Origin of the sequence: Acidipropionibacterium virtanenii (assembly GCF_003325455.1) — a bacterium.
GTDB classification, from domain to species: Bacteria; Actinomycetota; Actinomycetes; order Propionibacteriales; family Propionibacteriaceae; genus Acidipropionibacterium; species Acidipropionibacterium virtanenii.
Genome location: NZ_CP025198.1, coordinates 2,866,872 through 2,892,868 on the forward strand (window position 1 = coordinate 2,866,872; position 25,997 = coordinate 2,892,868).

A 25,997-nucleotide genomic window follows, 5' to 3' on the forward strand; every position below is an offset into this window, starting at 1 on the left:
CTCATTCGCTCAATGCCATGCCTCCGAGAACCCTGCCATGCACACTTGTGCAAGATCGCGCATCGGCGTCTTGCGCGTCAGACATGATCGAACGCTCACACACGCGAGCGCCAGGACGGGCACCGCCTCGCTGGCGGGGCCCGTCGCGACTGCGGCCGTCGGCTACTTGATCCAGGAGTCGATGGTCGACTGGTTGGCGGCCACCCAGTCCTTGGCGATCTGCTCGGGCGAGGCGTCGGAGTTCTGCTGACGGGCCAGCAGCTTCTCGACATCGGTGAGGCTGATGGAGAACTTCTGGAGCATCGCGTAGTACTTCGGCGCCCTATCCTTCAGATCCTTGCGGGCTCCGACGTGGGCGCTCAGAGTCGGGATGGCGCAGTCATCGCCGGAACCCTCGAAACAGCCGGATCGGTAGGGTTCGGGCTCCTTGAGCTGCACCAGGTCGTACTTCTGGAACACCCAGTGCGGGTGGTAGAGGTACACCAGCACCGGCTCCTTGCGCTGGTAGGCGCGCTGGATCTGGGCGAGCACCGCGGCCTCGCTGGAGGGCTTGTGGGTGATCGCCAGGTTGAAGGCCTTGATGCGCTTGTCATTCTGCTTGGTGGTGACCCAGCCGGCGTCGGCGTCGTAGAGCTGACTGCCGACGGCGTCGGCCCACTTCTTGTCCTTGAGCTGGTCGACGCTGGTCAGGCCGTCGGCGGCACCGCCCTTGCTCACCAGATATTTCGGCACGAACCAGCCCTGGGTGGCCCCGCCGTAGGTCTTGCTCACCAGGCTCGCCTCCTTCTTCGCCTTGTCGACGAAGGGCTGCTGGTTGGGCAGGTTCACCTCGGGCATCACGTCGATGTCGCCGCGCTGCATGCCGATCCAGCCGGGAGCGGGGTCGAGCTGCTTGGACTCCACGGATCCGACGCCCAGTTCGGGATGCTGCTCGGCGACGAGCTTGAGGATCTCGGTCTGGACTGCGGCGGCCGTCCAGGAGAACTGGCCGATGGTGATCGCCTCCCCCTTGCCGGAACCGGCGCCCGAGGACTCGGACTGCGAATTGCTGGCCCCGCAGGCCGACACCAGGAGAAGCAGTGCGCAGATGAGCGCCGGCGCGGCGCGTCTGGTACGGGTGGTGAAGGGCATCGTGGCCCCGCCTTCCTGCCGACACGATGGCTCGACGGCCATACTCGGTACCCGGTTCACGGTAACGCGGATGCCGGCTCCCCACGAATGGTCCGGGAGGATTCTTGGCCCGGGACCCCTGGGCCCGCCAGGTTCCTCAGCGGGCCCCGAGGGCGTTGCGGATGCCGTCCTCCTGGACCCCGAGGGTCGGGGTGCGGCGGGTGACGACGTCATAGATCATCTTCAACCGGGCCCCGAACTCGCGGGACCATCCGTACCACCAGGTCCTGTCGTGGGCGCGCGAGGTGTCGGGGGAGCCGACGACGTTCATGCCTCCGGTCATCCGGCAGGTCGCCAGCGCCCTGGTCAGGTGGTAGTCCTGGGTGACCAGGGCGGCCGAGGTGACGCCGAAGATCCTGCGGGCGCGCACACAGGTGTCGTAGGTGTCGAAGCCGGCGTAGTCGGTGACCACTTTCGCGGTGGGGACGCCGCGGCTGTCGACGAGGTAGCGCTTCATGTTGTCGGGCTCGTTGTAGTTGTGCGTGCTGTTGTCGCCGGAGACCAGGATGGCCCGCACCCTCCCGCTCTCATACAGATCGGCGGCGACGTCGAGGCGACCGCGCAGGTAGTTCGAGGGGGTGCCGTCGGGCAGCACAGCCGCCCCGAAGACGATCGCGACGTCGCGGGACGGCGTCTGCTCCACGGTGTGGACGCGCCCCAGCGACAGGCCCTCGGCCAACGCCCAGGGGCCGCCCAGGGCCAGGACGGCCAGGCCGACGCCCCCGATGATCGTGCGCCTCAACCACCGGAAACGCCTGCGAGTTGTCATGGCCCGAGTCTACGGGCCCGGCGTCCGCCGGATCAGGAACGCCTTGCCCGGTACCAGCTCACCAGCCCCTGGGTGGAGGAGTCCTGGGAGGCCAGCGCGGCGTCGTCACCGGAGACCGCGGGGGCGATCTCCAGGGCGAGTTTCTTGCCCAGCTCCACACCCCACTGGTCGAAGGAGTCGATGCCCCACACCGTGCCCTCGACGAAGGTGATGTGCTCGTAGAGGGCGATGAGCTCGCCGAGGATCTTCGGGGAGAGCTCGTCGGCCAGGATCGAGGTGGTCGGGCGGTCACCGGAGAAGACCCGGGCGGGGACGATATTCGCCGGGGTCCCCTCGGCCTCGACCTCGGCTGCGGTCTTGCCGAAGGCCAGGGCCGCGGTCTGGGCGAAGAAGTTCGACAGGAAGAGTTCGTGGACGTCGGTGCCGCCGTCCTTGGTGGGATGGGTCGGATTGGCCACCGCGATGAAGTCGGCGGGGATCACCCGGGTGCCCTGGTGGATCAGCTGGTAGAAGGCGTGCTGGCCGTTGGTGCCGGGCTCGCCCCAGAAGATCTCTCCGGTCTGGCAGGTGACGGGGGTGCCGTCCCAGCGCACCGACTTGCCGTTGGACTCCATGGTGAGCTGCTGCAGGTAGGCCGGGAAGCGGTGCATGTACTGCGAGTAGGGCAGCACGGCGTGGGAGTGGGCGTTCCAGAAGTTGACGTACCAGATGTTGAGCAGCCCCATCAGCAGGGGCACGTTCTGCTCGGGCGCGGCGGTGGCGAAGTGCTCGTCGATGGCGTGGAAACCCGACAGGAAGTCGGCGAACCCCTCGGGGCCGATGGCCACCGCCAGGGCCGTGCCGACCGCCGAGTCGACGGAGTAGCGCCCGCCCACCCAGGACCAGAACCCGAAGGCGTTTGCCGGGTCGATGCCGAACGCGGCCACCCGGTCCAGGGCGGTGGAGACGGCGACGAAGTGCTTGGCCACCGCAGCGTTGCGAGCCTCCTCGGTGTCCTCGACGGCGCCGGCCGCGACCAGTCCGTCGAGCAGCCAGGTGCGCACGCAGCGGGCGTTGGTGAGGGTCTCCAGAGTGGTGAAGGTCTTGGAGGCGACGATCACCAGGGTGGTCTCGGGATCGAGATCCGCGGTCTTGACGGCGGCGTCGGTGGGATCGATGTTGGAGATGAAACGGCACTCCAGGCCGTCCTGGACGTAGGGCCTGAGGGCCTCGTAGGCCATCACCGGGCCCAGATCCGAGCCGCCGATGCCGATATTGACGATGGTGCGGATCGGCTTGCCGGTGGCACCCTTCCACTCGCCGGAGCGCACCTGGCGGGCGAAGTCGTAGATCCGCTCGAGCACCTCGTGGACGTCGGCCACGGCGTCCTGCCCGTCGACGGTCAGTGAGTCGCCGGCCGGACGGCGCAGCGCGGTGTGCAGGACGGCGCGGTCCTCGGTGACGTTGATGTGCTCACCGGAGTACATGGCGTCGCGGCGGGCAGGGATGCGGACCTGATCGGCCAGCTCGAGCAGAGCGTCGCGCACCTCATCGGTGAGGAGGTTCTTGGACAGGTCGACGTGGAGGTCGGCGGCCTCGAAGGTGTAGCGCTGCGCGCGACCGGGATCGGCGTCGAACCAGCGGCGCAGCACGTGCGGCCCGTCGACGATGGTGGGCTGGAGCTGGGCGAGCTTGTCCCATGCGGGGGTGGAGGTGGCATCAACCGGTGTCGTCATGACCACAGCCTAGACAACCCGCGAGCACATCCGGGAGGGTAATGGCGCAGTACTGCCCGGTACGGCATTGGGGGTGACGCCCGGCGGTTCAGGCCCTCTCGTCGGCGATGACCGCCAGCACCGATCGGCAGCGCTCGCGCAGGGCCGGCAGGGCGGCGTCGGTACAGGCGTCGCCCACCAGGATCTCGTCCAGGCAGGCCGCCGGCGCCCCCGCCGAGATCCACTTGCGCAGCGCGTAGCTGCCGACGCCGCCGCGCGGCAGGCAGGGAACGCCGGGGACCAGTTCTGCAAGGGCGGGGCCGTAGGTGGCCGAGCCGATGTCGGCGGGAACCACCTGGACGGCGTCCGCGCCGGCGGCCCAGACCGCACGGATCTCGGTGGGCGTCAGGGCATCGGGAGCGGCGGGGACACCGGCCTCGCGCAGGGCGGCCAGCACAGCCGCGCCGGGGCCGAGTGGCAGGGCGAACTCGATGCCGGCCGCGATGAGATCGTCGACGCTCCCGGGGTCGACGGGGCCGTGGACGCCGAAGCTGCCGCGGGCCCCGAAGACGGTGCGCAGTGCGATGAGCCGCTCGAGATCGCCGGCGGGCAGACTGAACACCTGGATGCCCTCCTGGAGCATCACCTCGACCGGGGCCATCATGGTGGCGACCGGCTCGTCGGGCAGGACCGCCACGACCTGACTGGACAGCATCCGTGCTGGAAGTGGAAGGCGTCGCGAATCGGATGCCGGCAGCGAACTCATGGTCACATCATGCCCACCCGGGGACGCGCCCCCCAACTGAGCCCGTCGGATACCGTGGGCCCGTTACCGCAATGTGAGGAGACACCGTGCGACTGGCCGAGGCACTGGACGACATGCTGGACGGCCGCCCGCCCGTCGAGGCCGACCGGGGACGCAGGCCCGCCGGCTGGGACTCCCCCGGCGCCCGGCCGATCGACCCGGACATGGCCCTGGATCACATCGAGAGGGCGGTGTCCCGCGACGGCCTGACGATGTACGACCACCAGGAGGAGGCGATCCTGGAGATCCTCACCGGGTCCCACGTCATCGTCACCACCCCGACCGGCTCGGGAAAGTCCCTCATCGCCGCGGTCGCGCACTTCGCCTGCGTGGCCGGAGGGGGTCGCTCCTACTACACCGCACCCATCAAGGCCCTGGTCAGCGAGAAGTTCTTCGACCTGTGCGGGATATTCGGCGCCGCCCGGGTCGGCATGGTCACCGGGGACGCCTCGGTGAACGCCGACGCCCCGATCATCTGCTGCACCGCCGAGATCCTCGCCAACATCGCGCTGCGCGAGGGCCGCCGCGCCGCCGTCGACCAGGTCGTGATGGACGAGTTCCACTTCATCGGCGACCCAGATCGCGGCTGGGCCTGGCAGGTGCCGCTCTCGGAGCTGCCCCAGGCCCAGCAGGTCATCATGAGCGCCACCCTGGGCGACGTCTCTCAACTCGCCGAGGACCTCACGTCGGCCACCGGGCGCCCGACCACCGTCATCGCCGGGGTCACCCGGCCGGTGCCGCTGATCTACGAGTGGTCGATCGAGTCCGACCACGACACCGTCGAGCAGCTCGTTGAGGAGCAGAAGGCCCCGGTCTACATCGTCCACCCCTCTCAGAAGGCGGCCCTGGAACGCGCCCAGTCGCTGACCTCGATGAAGCTGGTGAGCACCGAGGAACGTCACGGGATCGCCGCCGAGATCGCCGACTTCCGGTTCTCCAAGGGGTTCGGCTCCACGGTGCGCAAATTCATCACCTCGGGGATCGGCGTCCATCACGCCGGGATGCTGCCCAAGTACCGCCGGCTGGTGGAGACCCTGGCCCAGCAGGGGCGTCTCAAGGTGATCTGCGGCACCGACACCCTCGGCGTGGGCATCAACGTGCCGATCCGCACCGTGATGTTCATCGCCCTCACCAAGTTCGACGGGCGCCGGATGAGAGTGCTCAAGTCCCGCGAGTTCCACCAGATTGCGGGCCGGGCCGGGCGCGCCGGCTTCGACTCCGTCGGGTACGTGGTAGCCGAGGCCCCCGAGCACGTCGTCGCCAACGCGAAGGCCCTCGCCAAGGCCGGGGATGATCCCAAGAAGCAGCGCAAGGTCAAGAAGCAGAAGGCCCCCGAGGGATTCATCAACTACGACGAGGAGACCTTCAAGAGGCTCATCGCCTCGACCCCCGAGACGCTGCACGCCCGGATGCGGATCACCGACGCCATGCTGCTCAATCTTCTGTCGCGCGACGAGGACACCGTCGTCGCCGTCCGACACCTGGTCGACGCCGCCACCTCCAGTCCGGCCGAGCGCAAGCGTCTCTACCGCCGGGCCGTCCAGCTGGGCCGGGCCCTGCTGCGCTCCGGGGTGGTGCATCGTCTGGACGAGCCGACGCCGGGCGGGCGGCGCTACGCCATGAACGAGGACCTCCAGGAGGACTTCGCCCTCAATCAGCCGCTCTCCGCCTTCGCCGCCGAGGCCATCGAGACCCTCGATCCGGAATCGGCCACCCACGCCCTGGACGTCGTCTCGGTGATCGAGGCGACCCTCGACAACCCGATGACCATCCTCTACGCCCAGCAGCGGCTGGCCCGCGGAGAGGCCATCGGCGAGCTGAAGGCCGAGGGCTACGACTACGAGGACCGGATGGCCGCCGTCGAGGATGTCGAATGGCCCCGGCCGCTGGGCGAGACCCTCGACGCGCTCTTCGAGATCTTTGCACCGTCCCACCCCTGGGTGCCCGCCGACGCCCTGTCGCCGAAGTCGATCGTCCGCGACATGTACGAGCGGGCCATGACCTTCGGGGAGTTCTGCGCCTTCTACAAGGTGCAGCGCTCCGAGGGGCTGGTGCTGCGCTACCTCACCGACGCCTACCGGGCGCTGCGACAGACCGTGCCGGAGGCCGAGCGCACTGAGGAGCTGAGTGATCTCATCTCCTGGCTGGGCGAGGTGATCCGGACCACCGACTCGTCACTCATCGACGAGTGGGAGGCGCTCACCCATCCCGAGGAGGCCGACGAGCCCGAGGAGGTGCGCCCGGCCCACACCTTCACCTCCAACCAGCGGGCCTTCCGGGTGGCGCTGCGCAATGCGATGTTCCGCAAGGTGATCCTGGCCGCCGACGACGACTTCGAGGGGCTGGCCGCTCTGGAACCCGAGGGATCACCGATGAAGGCCCGTGACTGGGAGGAGGCGCTGGGCTCCTACTGGGACGAGCACGAGGAGATCAACGACGGGCCAGACGCCCGCGCTCCGGCGATGCTGGTGATCGAGAACGAGTCGGGACGCCGGGACTCCCGAATCAGGCTGGTGCGCCAGATCATCGACGATCCCGCGGGCAATCACGACTGGTCGATCACCGCCACCGTCGATCTGGACGAGTGCGACGAGGCCGACGACCTGGTGCTGCGCACCCGCGCGTTCTCAAGGCTGGATTGAGATGTCCCTGTCGGTGTGCCTGCTCTTCGATCAGCGGACCGACCGCGCGCTGAGGGCCCTGTGGGGACGGCTGGAGTCGATCGGCGTCTCCACCCTGCTCACCCACACCCATGAGAAGCACCTGCCGCACCTGTCCTACGCCGTGCTGCGGAGCTGGGACATCGACCGGGTGATCGAGGCCGTGGCGTCACTGCCGGCCAGCACCCCGATCCCGCTTCACTTCGACACCGTGGGGCACTTCCACCGCGGCAGGGCTGCGCTGATCGCCGCGCCGTGCACCGACCTGCTGGACCGTCAGAAGAGGATGGTGTCCGCGCTGACGAGCACCGGCGCCGACCTGCACCACTACTACCTGCCAGGACGCTGGGTGCCGCACACCGGCCTGGCCACCCACGTGAGAGCCGCCCAACTGGCCAGGATGACCTCCCTGGCCCACGACGTCCTGCCTTTGGACGCCACCGCGACAGGCGCCGCCATCATCGACTCCGGGACGGGCCTGCGCCATGATCTCGCGATCATCCCCTGAAGTGGGCATGATGGGAGGACTCGTGGAAAGGATGATTCGTCGTGGAACTCACCAGTACCTCCATCGCCGACGGCCAGCCGATCGACAGCCGTTACGCCCACCCCAATGTGGGCGGCGCCAATGTGATCCCCGAGCTCTCGTGGACCCGGGGACCGGTCGGCACCAAGTCGTACGCCATCACCATCTACGATCCCGACGCCCCCACCGGATCGGGATTCTGGCACTGGATCCTCGCCGACATCCCGGCCGACGTCACCGGGATACCTGAGGGCGGACCACTGCCCGAGGGGGTGCGGCAGTGGGTCAATGATGCGCAGGAGAAGGGCTACTCCGGTCCCTTCCCGCCCCCCGGCCCCTCCCACCGCTACATCCACACCGTCCATGCCATGCCCGTCGAGCACCTGCCTGTCGACGACGACGCCGCCAACGTCCAGGTGAGGTTCGCCATCCACACCTCCGAAGTGGCACGGGCCGGCGTGACCGGCACCTATCAGGTCGACTGACGCGGCCCTGACAGACTGGGGTCATGACACCTCCCCGACGCCGCGGATCCGTACGCGCCCTCCCGGCACTGATCGTGGCACTGCTGCTGATGCTCTCCGGCGCCCCGATCGCGACGGCGGCCTCCCCGACTCCCGAGGCTCAGAACCTGCGCGGGCCGGGAGTGGGCTGGAAGGCCGATCCGGTGGCGTCGGGGAAGGCGTCCACCCAGCCCTGCGCCTCGGTGCTCTTCATCGGGGTGCGCGGATCGGGCGAGGAGAAGCCCTACGGGAAGACCATCACCGGGGTGCGCGACGGCCTGGCCGCGCGCTGGGCCGGCCGCGGATCGGTGCGTCAGGTGTGGCTGGACTACCCGGCCGTCGACCCTCACACCCTCAAGGACGACTCGCTGAGCGCCCTACTCTTCGACGAGAAGATGCCCTCCACCAAGTACTTCGACTCGGCCGACATCGGCGCCACCAGACTCGCCTCACTGCTTCGCTCGCAGGGGAAGCGCTGCCCCTCCGAATGGGTGGTGCTCGCCGGCTACTCCCAGGGCGCCCAGGCCATCACATCGGCCCTCGCCCAGACCGATGTGAGCGCCCGTCTGGCCGGGGCGATCCTGGCCGGGAACCCGTCGCACTACCCGGGGCAGAACGTTCAGGAGCTCTCGGGCAGCGCCCCGCTCACCGCCGTCGGACTGGCCGCCCTGCTCTACGACCTGCGCGCCCACGCGGCTGCTGTCGGGGGCAGCCGCGACGAGCAGGTCAAGGAGCTCATCCAGGCCACCATCGATCTCCACAACGGCGACCAGAACCTCATCGAGCTGCGCAGCGCCATGAACCGGGCGAAGGCCGTGGTGCCGGCGGGCGCCTATCCCGCCACCTATTCAATCTGCCAGAGCGGTGATCCGGTCTGCGACGCCGCCCCGGCGATGACGCGCATCCTCTCGGTGCAGAGCACCTGGGAGGAGGAGCTCCGCAAGGCCAGCAGTGCGCACGCCGTCTACACCCCGGCGGTCATGAAGTCCTCGCTCAACGCCACCGCGAACAGGATGAACGCCGTCGCCCGGGCCGCGTCCAAGGGCCATCCGGTGCCCCGGGGCCAGCAGGTGCGGGTCGCGGTGGGTCGCTGGGGACCGCTGCAGATCGGGGTCGCGGTGGGCGCGGGCGTCGTCGGAGTGGCGCTGGGCTTCGGGGCGGCGACGCTGAAGGGACGATGCCGGCGCAAGTCTCTCGCCAGATCCTGAGACTCGCTCTCACAGGGTGAACAGCCAGGATCCGGTGGCGACCGCCACCCCGGCGTCGGTCAGCAGCAGTGCTCCGAAGAGACCGGCGACGACCGCGACGGTGCGCCGCACGGCCAGGGCGTGCCGGTTCATCACATCGTCGACGAGACGGCCCACCCGGGCCGGGCCGGCCGCCAGGTATCCGACCACCAGGACGATGAGCAGGCTGTGGCTGCACACCACCCAGATCGACGCCTCCAGGGCGGCCCAGCTGGCCCTCGGCCATCTCGCGGCGTGGACCACCATCGCCCAGAAGGCGGGATCGGCCAACGAGGACAGCCCGACGATCAGGCCACTGAGAGCCAGCGCCGGGACCGCCCCGGACCGTGGCCGGGCCCGGCCGGGCTCCTCCTTGCGGGTCTGGAGACGCGGATAGACCAGTGCCCAGATCACCAGAGCAGCACCGACCAGCGCGACCGCCACGAGCCAGACGGGATGCGGCACATGGGGCGGGTGGATGCCGGCTTCACGGCCCAGGGCCGCCAACCCGAGCGGACCTGCCAGAGCGAAGACCTCGGAGGTGAGCACCGCGGCGGCCCCGAGGGAGACGACCCCCCGGCGTCCGGCCCCCAACCCCAGGGCCGCCACCAGCGCGACGGAGCCGAGCGGGTCGAACCCCGCGATGCCGAGCGCCAGAGCCCCGATGAGCAGATGGATCACCGACACACTGTCCCACGCGGCAGCCTCGCGCGACGACCGGGCGCGGCGGTGTGTCCCGTCGTCAGGGGCGTGCTCGGAGGTCTCGGGCGCCCGACGCGGGGGCTCCGGGGCCCGGTCGGCGTCGACGGGCGCCTCATGCGGTCCCGATTTTTCACGACCGCTCCGGTTGTGCTATTTTTTCCGGGTTGGATTCGCCCGGCGGGTCCGATGCGCGAGTGGCGGAATGGCAGACGCGCTGGCTTCAGGTGCCAGTGTCCCTTGGGACGTGGAGGTTCAACTCCTCTCTCGCGCACAGCAGCGAAACCCCGCTGACGAGGATGAACACCCGTCAGCGGGGTTTCTCATTTCTACGGTCATCCTCGGGCGGGCCCGCGCGTAGGCTCGACGACGAGACCCACGACGTCAGGAGGATCCGTTGAAGTACCGCAATCTCGGCCCCTACAAGGCCAGCGCCATCTCCTACGGCAATATGCCGCTGTCGATCGAGGGACGTCCCGACCGCGCCACCGCCATCGACGTCATCCACGCCGCCCTGGATGCCGGCGTCACCCATATCGACACCGCCTGGGCCTACTACCCTTCGGGCGAGGAGCCGCAGTACGGCGAGGGACTTGCCGCGGAGGCCCTGGCCAGCTGGGACGGCGACCGGTCGGAGATCACCATCGCCACCAAGGTGGGCCACTACCGCAACTTCACCGACGGCGAGCCCACCTGGGGCGTCGACGACGAGCCCGACCACCTCAAGCAGAACGCCCACGAGTCCGCCCGAGCGCTGGGCGTCGACACTATCGATCTGCTGTACTCCCACCGCCCCTCCCCCGACGTCCCCTACGAGAAGGTGATCGGCGCGCTGGCCGACCTGCTCGACGAGGGATTCGCCAGGGTCGTCGGCATCTCCAACGCCAACGAGGAGCAGATCCGGCTCGCGCACCGGATCCTCGGCGACCGGCTGGTCGCGGTCCAGAACCAGTTCTCCCCCGGTTTCCGCAGCTCCGAGCCGGAGATCGACGTCACCGGTGAGCTGGGCCTGGCCTTCGTGGCCTGGAGCCCGTTGGGCGGTTACCGCAAACCCCTCGACGAGCCGAAGTTCGCCCCCTTCCAGCAGGTGGCCGACGCCCGCGGCATCTCCCGCGCGCAGGTGATCCTGGCATGGGAGCTGGCCAAGGCACCCCATGTGATCCCGATCCCCGGATCGCACCGCAGCGCCACCATCCTGGACTCCCTCAAGGCCGCCGATCTGGACCTGACCGATGAGGAGCTCGCCCTCCTCGGCTGAGGCACATCGGACCCACAAGAACCGCCCGGTCGTCTGGACCGGGCGGTTTTTCATGCCTTCATGAAGGGAAGTTCTTGCTGTTCACATTTGGTTCACTCAATCTCTGAACCCTCAAGTCTCACGTGAGGTTTAGGGTTATGTCGCCTAGTCAGCGGCACATTCAGAAGTCTCTCCTGAGTCTTCTCAAACGAAGCCGTAGCATCGGCAAAGCCATTAGGAATAGCCAGGTCGTGGCTCATGCGCCGCGGCGAACAGAAAGGTCGACAATGCGTCTTCCCCGCAGCAGCCAGCCATTGTCGCGTCGCCTTCGCCGGGCCATCGGTGGATCGGTCGTGCTCGCCCTGATCGCAGGAGGCGCGGCGACCAGCACCGCCAGAGCCGAGACTCTCGACGAGAAGCAGCAGCGCCTGCAACAGGCGCTGGATGTGTCCAAGGCCTCCCTGCGGAACAGCAGGGACGAGGCCGCCAGCAGCCAGGTGGACCTCACCACCTCACAGACCCGGCTCGCCACCCAGCAGCAGCTGCTCAGCCAGGCGACCGCCGACGCCGATGCCGCCAGATCCCGGGACCAGCTCCTCGGCACCCGGCTGAAGACCGCCCAGAACGCACTGGCGAAGGCCGACAAGGACGTCGCCGACGGCAAGACCCGCCTGGCCACCGAGAGACGGCATTACACGACGTCGATGAACCGACTCGTCCAGCAGTCCAGCCCACTCCAGAGCCTGGCCCTCATCACCACCAACACCGACGCCGCCACCATGGCCCAGCGGGCCCAGTGGTCGCGGGTGGCGGTCAACGTCAGCCACGATCAGGTCGACAAGGTCTCACGCCTGGTCACCCGCCTCCAGACCGCCCAGAAGACACAGGCCGCCGCCACCAAGCAGGCGGCCCAGCGCAAGAAGGAGTCCGCCGACCACCTGCGCACCACCACCAGCATTGAGGCGGAGGCGTCCGACGCCGCGGATGCCGTCGCAGCGACCGTCGCCCTCAACACCGCAGCGGCCGAGAACGCCCAGGCCCAGCTGGAGGCCGACCAGGACGCCACCACGACGATCCAGACCCAGATCGACACCACCACCCGGCAGATCGCCGAGGCCAAGGCCGAGGCCGCCCGCAAGGCCGCCGAGGAACGGGCCGCCAAGGCAGCCGCCGAGAAGGCGGCCAGGCAGAAGGCAGAGGCCGCCGAGAAGGCGGCCAGGCAGAAGGCGGAGGCCGCCCGCAAGGCCGCCGAGGAACGGGCCGCCAAGGCAGCCGCCGCCCAGAAGGCCGCCGCCGCGAGGGCGGCGAAGCTCGAGGCTCAGAAGGCCGCCCAGGAGAAGGCTCGGAAGGCCGCCGCGGCGAGGACCGCGGCCCAGAAGGCCGCTGCCCGAGCTGCTGCCGCGAAGGCCGCCGCCAAGGAGAAGGCGGCGCGCCAGAAGGCCGTCGCCGCCTCCAACAAGGCCGCCAGGGCGGCGGCCAGCTCCGAGCGCCGCAAGAACACCAGCACCAAGAAGTCCAGCTCCTCCAAGAAGTCGAGTTCGTCGAGCTCGAGAGCCAAGAGGTCCTCCTACACCGCGGGCTCCTACTCCGCCGTCGCCAACTACAACGGCGTCGACCCATGGGGCTTCTACTGGGGCCAGTGCGTCTCGTACGCCGCCTGGAAGGTCCGCACCACCACCTCCTGGTCGAACTTCCAGAACTACACCAACGGGGTACATTTCGGGAACGCCGTGAACTGGGGATACGCCGCCCGCCAGATCGGCGTGCGGGTGGACACCAGCCCGTCGGTGGGTTCGGTCGCCTGGCGCACCAGCGGCTCCGCCGGGCACGTCGCCTGGGTCACCGCGGTACACGGCGACGGGACGATCGACGTCGCCGAGTACAACTACCTGGTGTCCAGCGGCTTCGACACCCGCACCAGGGTGAACTGGAGCGCCGGAGGCTCCCAGGGGTTCGTCGGATTCATCCACTTCTGAGTTCCTGAGGCTTCTGAGCTCCTGAGGCAGGGGTCTGGCGTTCTGTGTGTTCGCTTTGCGCCTCCAATACCGGCGTTGGCCCTCTAGCAGGAGGGCCAACGCCGGTATTGGAGGCGCAAAGCAAACACACAGGTGGCCGACTGCCCCGGGTCCTCGGCCGACCGGGTTCGCGGAGGGCGGCGGCCGACGTCACCCCAGGAGCATGCCGAAGGCGGCGGCCACTACAGTGCAGAGGACGAGCAGCCGGCCGACGTCACCCGATGAGCATCCCCAGGCCGGCCGCCGCAGTGCCCAGCACGAGCATCCCGCCCGCATGCACCAGGCCCGCCCGGGCCCGACCCGACAGGAACAGCCGCGCCCCTTCTACTGACGCCGTGCTGAAGGTCGAGTAGCCCCCGCAGAACCCGGTGCCGATGACCGCCGTCCATGACGCCGTCATCGTGTGGTCCAGCCCCAGGCCCGTCGCCACGCCCAGGATGAAGCACGCGGTCACGTTGATGACGATCGTCCCCAACGGTGTGTTGAGACGATTGTGCCGTGCGATCACGGTGTCCATCAGGAAGCGGCTGGCGGCCCCCACTCCCCCGGCCAGCGCAACGACCAGCCAGATCATCGGCCCTCCCCCTCCATCGGTCGCGTCTTGAAGATCCCGCGGGCGCAGAGGATCCCGGCGGCGGCGCACACCAGCCCTGCGGATACGGAGACCACGGCGTAGACGAGACCGAGCACGGGCGAACCGCCTCCCAGCAGCCGGTCGGTCTCCACGGCGAAGGTCGAGTAGGTGGTGAACCCGCCGATCACACCGGTTCCGACGCCGAGCCGGACGGCCTTGCGGATCCCGGCGTCCTCACCGGTCCGGGCCAGCCCCTCCAGCAGCAGGCCGAGCACCGCGGATCCGACCAGGTTGATCGCCAGGGTCATCGCCGGGAAGTGGCCGTGCCCGGCCCCGAAGGCCCCTTCCAGAAGCGCCCTGACAAGGGTGCCGAGGCATCCCCCCGCCCCCACCAGCAGCGCCAGAGCCCACATCGAGGCCGTACTGCGCCGACCATGGCGGCGTCCACGGCCTCGCCCCGCCCCTCTTCTCACGGATCTCCCGGTATTCACGGTCTCCACGGTGTACGGGCGTCCTTCCAGTCGACGACCTCGATGGGCACGGTGAGCACCGGCCGGTGCTGATGGTGGGCCAGGTGGTTGGACACCGACCCCTCCGCCAACTCCCGGAACCGGCGTCCAGGCTTGTGGGAGCGCGATCCGACGACGAACACCGAGGCGTCCAGGGCCCGTGCCAGGTGGGTCAGGGAGCGGTCCGGACGACCGGCCAGATACCACAGTCTCCAGTCGATCCCCACGCCCGAATCGGCGAACACCGCCGCGGCCTGATCCTCCAGCTCTTCACGGATGGAACGCCAGTCCCGGGCCTCGGCGTCGGGGTCGATCGGGGCGTGACGGACCGTTCCGTCGCCGAACTCCTCGACGGTGTAGCGGTTCGTGTCGACGAAGGCCAGATGGACGACGTCGCCACCCAGCGACTCCGCCAGCCTCGCCGCCGTCACCGCCACCAGCGGATGCTGGCCCGGGGAGAACCCGGCGATCACCGGCCCGGACCTGAAATCGACCAGCCGCTCAAGTCCCGGCTGCGGGACGGACCGCTCTGCCATGCGAGACCCACCTTCCGCGGGCAGGATGCGCCCGCCTCACCGAGGACTGCGACAAGCATGGACGCCACAGCCCTTCACGAGACAGGGCCCATCAGCCGTACGGCGGTTCGGGGCCGGGATGCTCACCTCCGGTCCCGGGCGGGGTCCATCGCCCAGGTCTCGCGCGGGCCTGTTCCTCCCGTCGCGATCCTTGCGCCAGCGTATACGAGACCAACGGATCCTCCTTCCACCGTCCACGGCCGGCTCTGTTCCTCACACCTGCGCATGCCTGCGCCTGCTACTGTCGGACGTGGCGATGGAACCCGCCTGGGACCGATGTCAGATGGCCCCGAACCGCCGTCCGGCTGATGGTCCCTGCACGTCATGGCACGTGCGGGAGACGCCGTGCACGTCAGCCAAGGAGCACACGATGCCCACCATCACCACCCTGAACGCCCTGGAGATCCTTGACTCCCGGAGCCGCCCGACGGTCAAGGTCGTCCTGACCCTGGACGACGGCACCCGCGCACAGGCCCAGGTGCCCTCCGGAGCCTCGACCGGCACCCGCGAGGCCGTGGAACTGCGCGACGGCGACCAGTCCCGGTACCGGGGCCTGGGCGTCCGGACGGCCGTCGCCAACGTCACCGGCCCCATCGCCCGGGAGATCATCGGGCGGCCGTTCGACTCGCTCGAGACGCTGGACCGGGCCCTCATCGCCCTGGACGGCACCGAGCACAAGTCCGGGCTCGGCGCCAACGCGATCCTGGGGGTCTCGATGGCCTTCGCCCGCGCCCTGGCGACATCCGCCGGGCAGGAGCTGTTCGAGTTCCTGCCGTCCGTCGGCTCCCAGACGCCGCGCATGCCCGTGCCGTGCTTCAACGTTCTCAACGGCGGGGTCCACGCCGCCAATCCGCTGGACTTCCAGGAGTTCATGATCTGCCCGCTGGGAGCCCCGACGATGGCCGAGGCGGTCCGGGCGGGCTCTGAGATCTACGGGGCTCTCAGATCGCAGCTGGCCGACGCCGGCCACCCGGTCGGTCTGGGCGACGAGGGCGGCTTCGCCCCCGACATCGCCCAGCCCGAGGAGGTGCTCGACGTCATCGTGGCGGCCATCCGCGCGGCCGGCTACACGCCGGGCCGCGACGGTGTGGCGATCGCCATGGACCCGGCCTCCTCGGAGTTCCGCGCCGACGACGGCACGTACGTGGTGGCCGGGGAGCACTTCACCTCCGATCAGATGATCGACCGCTACCAGGCCATCGTCGACAGCTACCCGGTCTGGCTGCTGGAGGACGGGCTGGCGGAGGACGACTGGGACGGCTGGGCCCGTCTCACCGGTCGGCTGGGAGACCGGATCGAGCTGGTCGGCGACGACATCTTCTGCACCAATCCGGCCATCATCGGGCAGGGCATCGAGAAGGGCGTGGCCAGCGCCTCGCTGATCAAGCTCAACCAGATCGGCTCGGTCTCCGAGACCCTCGAGGCCATGCGGGTCTGCGCGGATGCGGGATACCGGCAGTTCATGTCGCACCGCTCGGGAGAGACTCCCGACACCTTCATCGCCGACCTGGCAGTCGCCACCGGATGCGGGCACATCAAGGCCGGGGCGCCGGCCCGAGGAGAGCGGGTGGCCAAGTACAACCGGCTCATCGAGATCTCCGCCGCCCATCCGGAGCTGCCCTACGGCCTCCCCGACTGATTCCCGGGCCGTTCCCCGACGAGTTCTGCCATCTGAGGGCCGCCGACGGCGATATCCGTCCGGCGACGCCGACGTGGCAGGACTCAGCCCGGACCGCCCGCACGGCTAGGGTGAGGCAATGACCTCCTGGCCGGCAGAAGCGATCGCCGGGACCGTGCTCCTCGTGGTCCTGGTGTTCGCGGTCGTTCGTCCGAAGGATCTTCCCGAGGCGGTGCCGGCGGTGCCGGGAGCGCTCCTGCTGTGCCTGGTGGGCGCCATCAGCTGGACGGAGGCCTGGTCCCAGGTGACCCGGATGCTGCCGACCGTGCTCTTCCTGGCCGGGGTGCTCATGCTGGCCAGCCTGTGCCGGGCCGAGGGGATGTTCGACGCCGCCGGCCGGCTGATGGCCAGGGGTTCCCGGGACAGCCCGGTGCGACTGCTGGGGCTGGTCTTCCTCGTCGCCTCGACGACCACCGCCCTGCTGAGCCTGGACGCCACCATCGTGCTGCTGACTCCGGTGATCTTCACCACCGCCGCGAAGGTCGGCGCGCGTCCCAAACCTTTCATCTACGGCACCGCGCACCTGTCCAACTCGGCCTCCCTGCTGCTGCCGGTCTCCAACCTCACCAATCTGCTGGCACTGAGCGCGGCGGGGATCTCCTTCCCCAGGTTCGCGGCGCTGATGGTCGGCCCCTGGCTGGTCGCGATCGGCGTCGAATACGTCGCGCACCGCCGCTATTTCGCCACGGAGCTGTCGGTCTCCTCGGGCTCAGTCCCGGCGGGCCGGGGCTCGTCGCAGGGCTCTGGGGATGACGCCGGCACGGCGGTCCCGGTCTTCTCCCTGGTGGTGCTCGGGTTGACGCTGGCCGGTTTCGTCGTGCTGTCGGTACTGGGGGCCGAACCCTTCTGGGCGGCTCTGGCCGGCGTCGCGGTGATCGGCGCGAAACGTCTCATTCGCGGCAGGACCTCCCGGAGCGCCGAGCTGAAGGATCTCGGTGCGGCCGCCAACCCGTTCTTCCTGCTCTTCGTGCTGAGTCTGTCCATCATCGTCGCGGCCGTCGTCGATCACGGCGTCGCCGCAGCGATGCGTGCGGTCATCCCGGGGGGCCAGAGCCTGGCCAGCCTGCTGATCCTGGCCCTGATCGCCGCCGTGCTGGCCAATCTGGTCAACAATCTGCCGGCCGTGCTGGTGATGCTGCCCCTGGTGGCCCCGATCGGGCCGGTGGCCGTGCTGGCAGTACTCATCGGGGTCAACGTCGGCCCGAACCTCACCTATGTCGGCTCCCTGGCGACCCTGCTCTGGCGCCGCATCGTGGCAGCCCACGATCACCGCACCGACACCGGGGAATTCACCAGGCTGGGCCTCATCACTGTTCCCGCCTGCCTGGTGCTGTGCACAATGGCCCTGAGCGCTGCCGCTTCACTGATGGGAGTGAGTTGACCATGAGAGTCCTCGCCTGGATCGCCCCCGCCACCTGGCCGGCGGTCGTCGATGCCCTCCTCGACCACCACGGGGACGATGAGATCACGCTGGTCGCCGCCGCCGACGCCTACGCCGATTTCCCGGCCGGGCGCCTCGGCGGCCTGCTGGGGCGCCGACACCGCGACGTCGACGCCCAGGACTCCGGACTGGTCCAGGAGATGGCCCGCGATGTGCTGGCGCAGGCGGCGGGGAAGCTGGGCGACGACGTCGGCACCACGGTCCTCATCGGGCCGACCGAACGGGTGATCACCGAGGCCGCCGCCGATGCCGACCACCTGGTGATGGCCCGCGACGGGGATCGGAGCCGACTGGGCCCGCCGAGCCTGGGAGCGCACACGAGATTCGTCATCGACCACGCCCCCTGCACCGTCGAGCTGGTCTGGCCCGGCCAGGCACCCGGCCTGAGCACCATCCCGCCTCCCCCCGACGACGCCAGGCAGCGTCAGCCCCGCGGGCGCAGCGACGCATAGGCGTGGGCGCAGCGGCGCATCGGGGAGGTCAGGAGAGATCGCTGCCTATCTCCCAGAACTGAGCACGGCCCTCGCGCTGTCGAGGAAGAGACCGGGGGTCGACGCCGGCTCCTGGCCGGCGCGCCAGATCAGCCCCACCTCGCGGCTGCGGGAGGTGGCCAGGGGGATGAACACGGTCCCCGGCAGCTGGAGGTACGGATCGTCGGCGGGCAGCAGGGCGACGCCGACGCCGGAGACCACCAGTCCAGCGACGGTGGACAGTTCGTCGGACTCGAAGGCGACGTTCACCTCGACGCCCTCGTCGGCCGCCACCTCCTCCAGAAGGTCACGGGAGTTGAAGCCGCCGGGAGTGGAGATGAACGGTTCGGCTGCGACGTCGGCAAGCCGTATCCGGCTGAGCCGGGCCAACCTGTGGTCGGAGGGCAGGCACAGGGCCAGGGGCTGGCGCAGCACCTCCAGCCATCTGAGATCGTCATGGTCGGGGCGGGGCGAACACAGTGCGACATCGGCCTCGTCGTCGCGGATCCGGGCGATGAGATCACGGCCGGTGCCCTGGTGCAGGTGGATGTCGGCGCGGGGATGGTCGTCGACGAAGCCGTGGATGAGGCGCGGCGCCAGCCAGGTCCCCAACGAGTGCATGAAATCGAAGCGCACCAGTCCGGTCTCGGGATCCAGCAGCCGTCGGACCTCGCTCTCCCCCAGGTCCAGCTGGGTGACGGCGGCGCGCAGCCGCCGCCCCAGCGCGGCTCCGCGGGTGTTGAGCGCCAGCGATCGGCCGTGACGATCGAACAGGGTGGTGCCGAGGCGCCGCTCCAGGCGTCCCAGCCACCGCGACAGGGTGGACTGCGGCATGCGCAGCTCGGCGGCCGCCTCCCCGATGTGTTCACTCTCGGCGAGGATCAGGAACCAGGACAGATCGTCTGACAGCACAGCCACCAGGCTAATGCAGATAGTGCATCAGAATGAGCGTTCATATGCACTTCCATTCGTGCAGACTACGGTTCACTGTTAAGGAGTGACGACGACCACCGCACCTCCGTCCACCCTCAGACCGGCCACCGGTGTCCCCTCCTCAGGGGACACGACCGCCGAGGATCCGGGCGGACTGGTCAGCGGCAGGCCGGGATACGCCAGGGCCTCGCTGGCCCTGCTGGCCGCCGGCCTCGCCTCCTTCAACGCCCTGTACTGCACCCAGGCCCTCATGCCGACCCTCACCGCCCAGATGGGAGCGACCCCGGCACAGGCCTCGCTGACAGTCAGCGCCGCCACCGGCGTCCTGGCGATCGCCATCCTGCCGGTCTCGGTGCTCTCGGAGCACTTCGGGCGCGGACGGCTCATGACCATCTCCGCGATGGCGGCGGTGATCGTCGGGCTGCTGCTCCCGCTCTCCCCCAGCCTGGGCTGGCTGGTCGCCGGACGTGCTCTCCAGGGCCTGCTCGTGGCGGGCGTCCCCGCCACCGCGATGGCCTGGCTCAGCCAGGAGATCCATCCCCGATGCCTGCCCAGGGCGATGGGCCTGTACGTCGCGGGCAACACGGTGGGCGGGCTGCTGGGCCGGCTCATCCCCTCGGGGGTGCTGCAGTTCGCCGGATGGCGCCCGGCACTGGGCATCGATATGGCCTTCGCGCTGGCCTGCACGGTGGCGATGGTGACCCTCATGCCGGCCGAGAGGCGGTTTCGTCCCAAGGCCCTGCGACTGGGACCCGAGCTGCGCACCATGGCCCGCCAGTGGGCCGATCATCGGCTCGCCGGACTGTTCGGCATCGGATTCATCTTCATGGGGGTCTTCGTCTCCCTCTACGACTTCCTCGGCTATCGCCTCACGGCCCGCTTCGGCCTGCCCCCGTCCCTCATCGGCCTGATCTTCCTCCTGTACCTGTTCGGGACGCTGGCCTCCGCCCGTGCCGGCCACCTCAGCGCCCAGCGCGGACGCGGCACGGCGATGCTCATCGGTGCCGCGATGGCCGTGATCGGAATGCCGCTGGCGGCGTCGGGCCTGCTCTGGCTGGCGCTGCCCGGTGTGGCGCTGTTCACCTACGGCTTCTTCACCGTCCACTCCGTGGCCTCGGGGTGGGTCGGCGCCCTGGCCCCGATGGCGCGCGGCGAGGCGTCGGGCACCTATCTGGCCTGCTACTACCTGGGCTCCTCGATCCTCGGCTACCTGTCAGGGCATGTGATGCACACCTTCGGCTGGTCCGGCCTGGTGATGTGGCTCGTCCTCCTCATCCTTGTCGGATGCGCTCTGGCGGCCATGGTGGCCCACTCGGCCCGTGAGGCGCGCGCCTGACCTGCGGGTCCCGGATTCCCGCTCAAGAGGGGTTTTCGGCTCTGTCGGGACGAAAAGGGCCGTTGAGCGGGAATTCCGAGCGGTACCGAACCGGCTCACAGACCCCACGGCAGACACCTACATTCTCGGTGAGGGGTCAGCGTGCCCTGGCGAGCGCAGGGGGTCGTTCCTCCTGTTGAGGGAATGGAACCGATCTCGGCCCGGCTACGTCTCATCGAGGTACTGCGCCCGCGCACCCTCCTGAGGAGTCTCCGTTGAGCCCGATCGTCTGGACGCTGACCATTGTCGGCCTGCTCGCCCTGTTGGCCGTCGATTTCATGGCCCATGTCCGCAAAGCTCATGCTCCGACTCTCAAGGAGGCGGGCGTCTGGTCCGCGATCTTCGTGGCGGTGGCGCTGATATTCGGCGCCGGGGTCTGGTTCCTCGGCGGCGCGGAGCTCGGCAAGGAGTACTTCGCCGGCTACGTCACGGAGAAAGCCCTCAGCGTCGACAACCTCTTCCTCTTCCTGGTCATCATGACCAGCTTCGCGGTACCGCGGGCCAATCAGCAGAAGGTGCTGATGTTCGGCGTCATCTTCTCCCTCATCGCCCGCACCGGGCTCATCCTGGCCGGCGCCGCTCTGGTGAACTCCTTCTCCTGGGTCTTCTACCTCTTCGGCATCATCCTGCTCCTGACCGCCGCGAGCATGGTCAAGGGCCACAACAAGGACGAGGATCCGGAGGCCGGCGACAACGTCATGGTGCGCCTGGCCCGGCGTTTCATCCACTCCACCGACTACTACGACGGCGACCGGATGACGACGATGCACCAGGGCCGCCGGGCCATGACCCCGATGATGCTGGTGATGGTGGCGATCGCCGGCACCGACGTGCTCTTCGCGGTCGACTCGATCCCGGCGATCTTCGGCCTCACCCAGAACGCCTACATCGTCTTCACCGCCACTGCCTTCTCCCTGCTCGGGCTGCGCCAGCTGTACTTCCTGCTCGACGGGCTGCTCGACCGTCTGGTCCACCTGTCCATCGGCCTGTCGGTGATCCTCGGCTTCATCGGGGTCAAGCTGATCCTCCACGCTCTGCACGAGAACCGGATCCCCTTCATCAATGGCGGCGATCCCCTGCACGTCCCCGAGGTCTCCACGAACCTGTCGCTGCTGGTGATCCTCGGCGTGCTGATCGTCACCGTCATCACCTCGCTGATCAGTACGCGCCGCTCGCGCCCTCACGACGGGGCCGGGGATGACGATGCGGACGCCGGCGCCGCCTCCTCCAGCGACGCCGCGCAGGGCGTCAGCTCACCGTCCTGACACTCTCCCCGACGCGCTGTACGGCGCGGCGACCCGTCCCGTCCCGCTCATCGGGACGGGACGGACGGCTTCCCGATGCTCGGACGGGCCGTGTTCTGCTTGTAGACCTCCGCAACGTAATCTGTGTGCCGTGAACGTGACGCGTCGTGGCTTCATCGGGGCGAGTACTGGTGTGCTCGCCGCCCTCTCGCTGTCGGCCTGCAACGGATCCTCCGGCGGCCCCGGAGGATCCGGCGGGGGGAAGAAGGGATCGAACGGGACGCCGGCCCCGGCGGCCATGACGAAGGCCGATCCGGGCCTCATCACGGGCGCGATCGCCACCAGTCTGAAGGCCTCGGAACCACGCAAGGTCAGCGCCGCGGTGCCTCAGATCCCCAAGGCCCGCAACCTCACCCAGGCCCTGGAGGTGGTGCGCGAACGCACCCTGCGCCAGGCCGCCTGGGACAAGGCCACCGCGGTCGAGATCTCCACCAGCTACCTCGCCGCCTCGACCGACGTCATCGGGGTGCTCGTCACGTCGACCACGACGACCGCGGGAAAGGCGACGACGGCCCTCACGTCGCTGTGGTACGACGCCCAGCTCTCCCAGACCTTCTCCCCGTCCGCCCTCATCTCCTGGCCGGGCTGGGCCGCCTTCGCCAAGGCCGTCGGACAGGCCGCCGCCGACGCGGGCCTCGACAAGGCCAAGGCCCTCAAGGCCCTCCAGGACACCCCGGCCCCCTACGGCACGGGACCGGCCATCTCCTTCGACACCTCAGGCGGCCTGGTCGTCGATTTCCCGCCCGGCGCGGTGAAAGCGGACCCGACCCAGGTGAGGGTCACGAAGAAGGTGGCCTCCCCGCTGCTGTCGGACTTCGGCACGATGGCGGAGGGAGCCTCCACCCATCCGAGCACCTTCACCGGCACCCCGACCGCGACCAGGACCTGGTGGACGCCGGGCCAGAACCATCCCAAGGCCGCCGCATCACCGAATGTGCGCCCGCTGCCCGGCGACTCGACGGCACCGGTCGCCACCGCGTCGGCGAGCCCGTCCGCCTCCGCATCGGCCGCTTCGTCGGGCCCCGAGCATCCGAGCACCGCCATCGGCATCGACTGCGTGGTCCACAAGGCGGTGGCCCTCACCTATGACGACGGTCCGGGACCCGAGACGGGCACGGTGCTCGCGGCGCTGGCGAAGCACAAGGGTGCCGCGACCTTCTTCGAGATGGGCAACTCGATCGACACCTACCCGAAGACCACGGTGCTGGTCGCCGCCTCCGGTTACGAGATCGGCTCCCACACCGTCACCCATCCGGATCTCGCCTCGCTGGGCTCCGAGCGCCTCGCCCAGGAGATCACCGGCAACAACACCCGGATCAAGAAGCTCATCGGGCGCTCGCCCCTCCTGCTGCGCCCGCCCTACGGCTCCCACAACGAGTCCGCCGACGCGGTGGCCAGCGCCGACAACCTGGCCATCGTCAACTGGAGCGTGGACACCGAGGACTGGAAGACGAAGAGCACCAGCGCCACCGAGGCGAAGGTGTTCAGCGACGTCTCGGTCTACACCGAGCCGATCATCCTGATGCACGACATCCACGACTTCACCGTCGCGGCCGCGGAGCCGATCATCGAGAAGCTCACCGCCGAGGGGTACAAACTCGTCACCGTCTCGGAGATGACGCTGAACACAGGAGGCTTCCGCACCGGTCACGGCTACTGCCGAGGAACCTCACTGGTGCAGGACGGCTACCTGTGCAAGGGATGACATCGCGAGATGTGGACGGGCGTCCTCCCTGGCCGGATGGTCATCTGTTCACGTGCGGCTGACACGATTGACCCGTTAATCATTGAGCGTCTACGCTGAGAAGCACCGCGGGAACTCCCCCCAGATCCCGCGAAGGGCCCAACAATGCCACCCCCTCCCCCGGCGGTGGCGGGCCGCGGGAGGCCCGATCCTCGGATCGGGCCTCCCGCTTCTATCTCGCCAGGTGCAGACGTCGCAGGATCGGGTCGAGCAGGCTGCCGACCTCGTCGATCTTCAGCAGCTTCGCCGCCGCCAGGAAGACGCCGACGAAGAGGCAACCGCCGACCGCCAGGGTGAGCAGGCTCATCAGTCGGCCCTCGCCGAGCAGTCCCATCGCCCACACGGCGACGGCGGTCGGGACCCCGCTGATGACCGAGGCCGCGAGCAGCCGCAGCCAGCTGAGGGCCACCGACCTCATGCCCAGGCCGTTCATCTGACGTGAGGCCGCCACGATCCAGACCACCGAGACCACGGCATTGCCGACGGTCTGCGCGGCCGCCACGGTCCACAGCGCACCGCCGGCCGGCACCACGAAGACCAGGCTCACCAGCACCAGCTGGGTGCCCGACAGGATGGCCTGCATGATGAGATTCTGCCGGCCGTCCTCGCGGGCGAAGCAGTAGCGCTGCTGGAGGGTCGAGATCCCGAAGGGCAGCAGCCCGATCCCCATGATCGCCACAGCCCCGGCCAGCGGCATCACCTGGTCCGACTGCAGACTCCAGATCGTCTGGACGCCGGGCCGGGCCAGCACCACCATCGCGATCGAGCACGGGATCACCGCCACCGCCGGCGACGTCAGCCCCCTGCGCACCAGGGACCGCAGCCCGTCGGTGTCGCCGTCGGCGTGGGCCGAACTCATCCGCGGAAAGAGGGCGGTGAGGATCGACACCGTGATGAGCCCGTGGGGCAGCATGAAGATGAGGAAGGCGTTGTCGTAGGCGCTGATCGAGGACACCTCGGGATGGTGCACCCGCACCCACGACAGCATCTTCTTGGTGGCGATACCCACCATCTGGGCGATGAGCAGGGCCGAGAAGGTCCATACCGTCAACCGGGCCGCGGCGCCCAGGCCGTAGCCCCGGATCCCCCACCGGGGACGCCAGCGGAATCCGCCGCGCCACAGCGGGATGATGAGGAACAGACCCTGGACCGCAATGCCCGCAGTGGTGGTCCCGGCGACCACCCACACCATGGACGCGGTCCAGGTCGCCGGGTCGCCGTGGGCCCCGAACTGGACGAGGAACCACACCAGTCCGCTGATCTGGATGACGTTGGCCAGCACCGGGCTCCACATGAAGGCGGCGAACTGCCCCCGTGCATTGAGGACCTGCCCGAGGATCGCGTAGAGGCCGTAGAAGAGGATCTGCGGCATGCAGATGAAACCGAAGAAGGTGGTCAGTGTCCGGGCCGGGCCCGAGCCCGAGAAGTAGATGTGCAGCAACCAGGGCGAGGTGAGGGTGGCGAGCACCGTGATGAGCAGCACCGCGGCGAAGGAGACCGTCAGAAGCCGGTCGACGAACTCCCGACCGCCGTCCTTGCGCTTCATCGCCTTGACGATCTGCGGAATGAGGATGGCGTTGAGGACGCCCGCGGACAGCAGGTTGAAGATGACATTCGGCAGCGTGTTGGCGGCCTGGAAGGTGTCGAGGGCCAGCGAGGTGCCCAGCATGGCGGTGGTGAGCAGGGAGCTGCGCACCAGGCCCAGGACGCGCGAGATGAGAGTCCCGGCGGCCATGATCGAGCTCTCCCGCTTGAGCGACGCCGTCTGCTCGGCCTCGCTCCTGGCGGCCTCGCCGGGCAGGGCCCCGGCGGCGGCCTCGGTACCGTCGGCGGGGACCGGTGCCCCGAGAGCCGGGAGGCCCATCCCCGTCTCGGCCGACTCCGGGGAGGCGGCGCGCCTGGGGCCGCGAGCGGCCTCGCGTCGCAGCCGGGCCCGGCGCTCCTCGTCCTCGGCCCGCTCCATGGCGTGGATGCGCGCCGCCAGATCGGAGCGCAGCATCGTGGCGTCGATGTCCAGGGAGTCGTAGACATCGAAGAATCCGGTGGAACTGCGCGGCTCCTCGGGGACCGTCAGCAGGTCGTAGACGTCG

At 69.2% G+C, this 25,997-nt stretch carries 21 protein-coding genes, 1 tRNA gene, 1 pseudogene and 1 riboswitch; of the genes and pseudogenes, 13 read left to right on the forward strand and 10 right to left on the reverse strand.

The genetic code is table 11. The features are described from left to right. Positions 1–162: 162 nt before the first annotated feature. The 4 genes from JS278_RS13330 to JS278_RS13345 all read right to left on the reverse strand — a co-directional run bounded on the left by JS278_RS13330 (position 163) and on the right by JS278_RS13345 (position 4,399). Entirely contained in the window at positions 163–1,131 is a 969-nt protein-coding gene (locus tag JS278_RS13330; RefSeq protein WP_114045616.1) for a glycine betaine ABC transporter substrate-binding protein, read from the reverse strand. Between the two features lie 136 nt (positions 1,132–1,267). Next, on the reverse strand, positions 1,268–1,939 hold the full coding sequence (locus JS278_RS13335) for a SanA/YdcF family protein (protein WP_114045617.1): 672 nt from the start codon (positions 1,937–1,939) through the stop codon (positions 1,268–1,270). A 32-nt stretch (positions 1,940–1,971) separates the two neighbouring features. Then, a complete protein-coding gene (gene pgi / locus JS278_RS13340) occupies positions 1,972–3,654 on the reverse strand; it encodes a glucose-6-phosphate isomerase (protein ID WP_114045618.1) in 1,683 nt (560 codons plus the stop codon). Positions 3,655–3,742: 88 nt separating this feature from the next. Then, positions 3,743–4,399: a bifunctional 4-hydroxy-2-oxoglutarate aldolase/2-dehydro-3-deoxy-phosphogluconate aldolase gene (locus tag JS278_RS13345; protein WP_114045619.1), complete on the reverse strand. Its 657-nt coding sequence runs from the start codon at positions 4,397–4,399 to the stop codon at positions 3,743–3,745. 86 nt (positions 4,400–4,485) lie between these two features. On the opposite strand from JS278_RS13345, the gene JS278_RS13350 reads away from it, so the two are divergent. The 4 genes from JS278_RS13350 to JS278_RS13365 all read left to right on the forward strand — a co-directional run bounded on the left by JS278_RS13350 (position 4,486) and on the right by JS278_RS13365 (position 9,335). Continuing rightward, positions 4,486–7,080: a DEAD/DEAH box helicase gene (locus JS278_RS13350; RefSeq protein ID WP_114045620.1), complete on the forward strand. Its 2,595-nt coding sequence runs from the start codon at positions 4,486–4,488 to the stop codon at positions 7,078–7,080. A gap of 1 nt (position 7,081) precedes the next feature. Further along, entirely contained in the window at positions 7,082–7,606 is a 525-nt protein-coding gene (locus JS278_RS13355; RefSeq protein WP_114045621.1) for a 2'-5' RNA ligase family protein, read from the forward strand. Positions 7,607–7,647: 41 nt separating this feature from the next. After that, the gene (locus JS278_RS13360; protein ID WP_114045622.1) at positions 7,648–8,109 is read left to right on the forward strand and encodes a YbhB/YbcL family Raf kinase inhibitor-like protein; all 462 of its coding nucleotides are present in this window, start codon (positions 7,648–7,650) and stop codon (positions 8,107–8,109) included. A 161-nt stretch (positions 8,110–8,270) separates the two neighbouring features. Further along, entirely contained in the window at positions 8,271–9,335 is a 1,065-nt protein-coding gene (locus JS278_RS13365) for a cutinase family protein (RefSeq protein ID WP_181833911.1), read from the forward strand. Positions 9,336–9,344: 9 nt separating this feature from the next. Here the strand turns inward: JS278_RS13365 and JS278_RS13370 are convergent, their stop codons facing one another. Next, positions 9,345–10,034 carry a hypothetical protein gene (locus JS278_RS13370; RefSeq protein ID WP_114046340.1) on the reverse strand — a complete coding sequence of 230 codons (690 nt, stop codon included), beginning with the start codon at positions 10,032–10,034 and terminating at the stop codon, positions 9,345–9,347. 209 nt (positions 10,035–10,243) lie between these two features. On the opposite strand from JS278_RS13370, the gene JS278_RS13375 reads away from it, so the two are divergent. From JS278_RS13375 to JS278_RS16620, 3 genes are all read left to right on the forward strand, one after another. Continuing rightward, positions 10,244–10,326: transfer RNA gene (locus JS278_RS13375), tRNA-Leu, on the forward strand. Positions 10,327–10,449: 123 nt separating this feature from the next. Further along, positions 10,450–11,310, forward strand: a complete 861-nt coding sequence (locus tag JS278_RS13380; protein ID WP_114045624.1) for an aldo/keto reductase — start codon at positions 10,450–10,452, stop codon at positions 11,308–11,310. Positions 11,311–11,642: 332 nt separating this feature from the next. Continuing rightward, positions 11,643–13,265, forward strand: coding sequence for a CHAP domain-containing protein (locus tag JS278_RS16620; RefSeq protein ID WP_147243217.1), 1,623 nt, complete (start codon positions 11,643–11,645; stop codon positions 13,263–13,265). Between the two features lie 253 nt (positions 13,266–13,518). Here the strand turns inward: JS278_RS16620 and JS278_RS13390 are convergent, their stop codons facing one another. From JS278_RS13390 to JS278_RS13400, 3 genes are all read right to left on the reverse strand, one after another. Continuing rightward, on the reverse strand, positions 13,519–13,878 hold the full coding sequence (locus JS278_RS13390; protein WP_114045626.1) for a fluoride efflux transporter FluC: 360 nt from the start codon (positions 13,876–13,878) through the stop codon (positions 13,519–13,521). Continuing rightward, positions 13,875–14,291, reverse strand: coding sequence for a fluoride efflux transporter FluC (locus tag JS278_RS13395; protein ID WP_114045627.1), 417 nt, complete (start codon positions 14,289–14,291; stop codon positions 13,875–13,877). Before JS278_RS13395 ends, JS278_RS13390 begins: the two co-directional genes overlap by 4 nt. A 74-nt stretch (positions 14,292–14,365) precedes the next feature. Beyond that, positions 14,366–14,923 (reverse strand): universal stress protein, encoded by a 558-nt coding sequence (locus JS278_RS13400; protein WP_114045628.1) that lies wholly within the window; start codon positions 14,921–14,923, stop codon positions 14,366–14,368. A gap of 282 nt (positions 14,924–15,205) precedes the next feature. Beyond that, positions 15,206–15,287, forward strand: a riboswitch (Fluoride riboswitch). A 45-nt stretch (positions 15,288–15,332) separates the two neighbouring features. Between JS278_RS13400 and eno the strand changes: the two genes are divergently transcribed. The 3 genes and pseudogenes from eno to JS278_RS13415 all read left to right on the forward strand — a co-directional run bounded on the left by eno (position 15,333) and on the right by JS278_RS13415 (position 18,533). Continuing rightward, on the forward strand, positions 15,333–16,601 hold the full coding sequence (eno, locus tag JS278_RS13405) for a phosphopyruvate hydratase (protein ID WP_114045629.1): 1,269 nt from the start codon (positions 15,333–15,335) through the stop codon (positions 16,599–16,601). Between the two features lie 118 nt (positions 16,602–16,719). Continuing rightward, positions 16,720–17,913 (forward strand): annotated as a pseudogene (locus JS278_RS13410) (SLC13 family permease); the annotation flags it as partial. Between the two features lie 110 nt (positions 17,914–18,023). After that, entirely contained in the window at positions 18,024–18,533 is a 510-nt protein-coding gene (locus JS278_RS13415; RefSeq protein WP_114045631.1) for a universal stress protein, read from the forward strand. Positions 18,534–18,578: 45 nt separating this feature from the next. Here JS278_RS13415 and JS278_RS13420 read toward each other — a convergent pair whose 3' ends face one another. Continuing rightward, positions 18,579–19,463, reverse strand: a complete 885-nt coding sequence (locus tag JS278_RS13420) for a LysR family transcriptional regulator (protein WP_147243218.1) — start codon at positions 19,461–19,463, stop codon at positions 18,579–18,581. An 85-nt stretch (positions 19,464–19,548) separates the two neighbouring features. Between JS278_RS13420 and JS278_RS13425 the strand changes: the two genes are divergently transcribed. The 3 genes from JS278_RS13425 to JS278_RS13435 all read left to right on the forward strand — a co-directional run bounded on the left by JS278_RS13425 (position 19,549) and on the right by JS278_RS13435 (position 23,868). After that, positions 19,549–20,820: an MFS transporter gene (locus JS278_RS13425; protein ID WP_245935118.1), complete on the forward strand. Its 1,272-nt coding sequence runs from the start codon at positions 19,549–19,551 to the stop codon at positions 20,818–20,820. A gap of 254 nt (positions 20,821–21,074) precedes the next feature. Next, positions 21,075–22,124 (forward strand): TerC family protein, encoded by a 1,050-nt coding sequence (locus tag JS278_RS13430; RefSeq protein ID WP_114045633.1) that lies wholly within the window; start codon positions 21,075–21,077, stop codon positions 22,122–22,124. Positions 22,125–22,254: 130 nt separating this feature from the next. After that, on the forward strand, positions 22,255–23,868 hold the full coding sequence (locus JS278_RS13435) for a polysaccharide deacetylase family protein (RefSeq protein WP_181833739.1): 1,614 nt from the start codon (positions 22,255–22,257) through the stop codon (positions 23,866–23,868). A 211-nt stretch (positions 23,869–24,079) separates the two neighbouring features. Here the strand turns inward: JS278_RS13435 and murJ are convergent, their stop codons facing one another. Further along, positions 24,080–25,984 (reverse strand): murein biosynthesis integral membrane protein MurJ, encoded by a 1,905-nt coding sequence (murJ, locus tag JS278_RS13440; protein ID WP_425451512.1) that lies wholly within the window; start codon positions 25,982–25,984, stop codon positions 24,080–24,082. Positions 25,985–25,997: the final 13 nt, after the last annotated feature.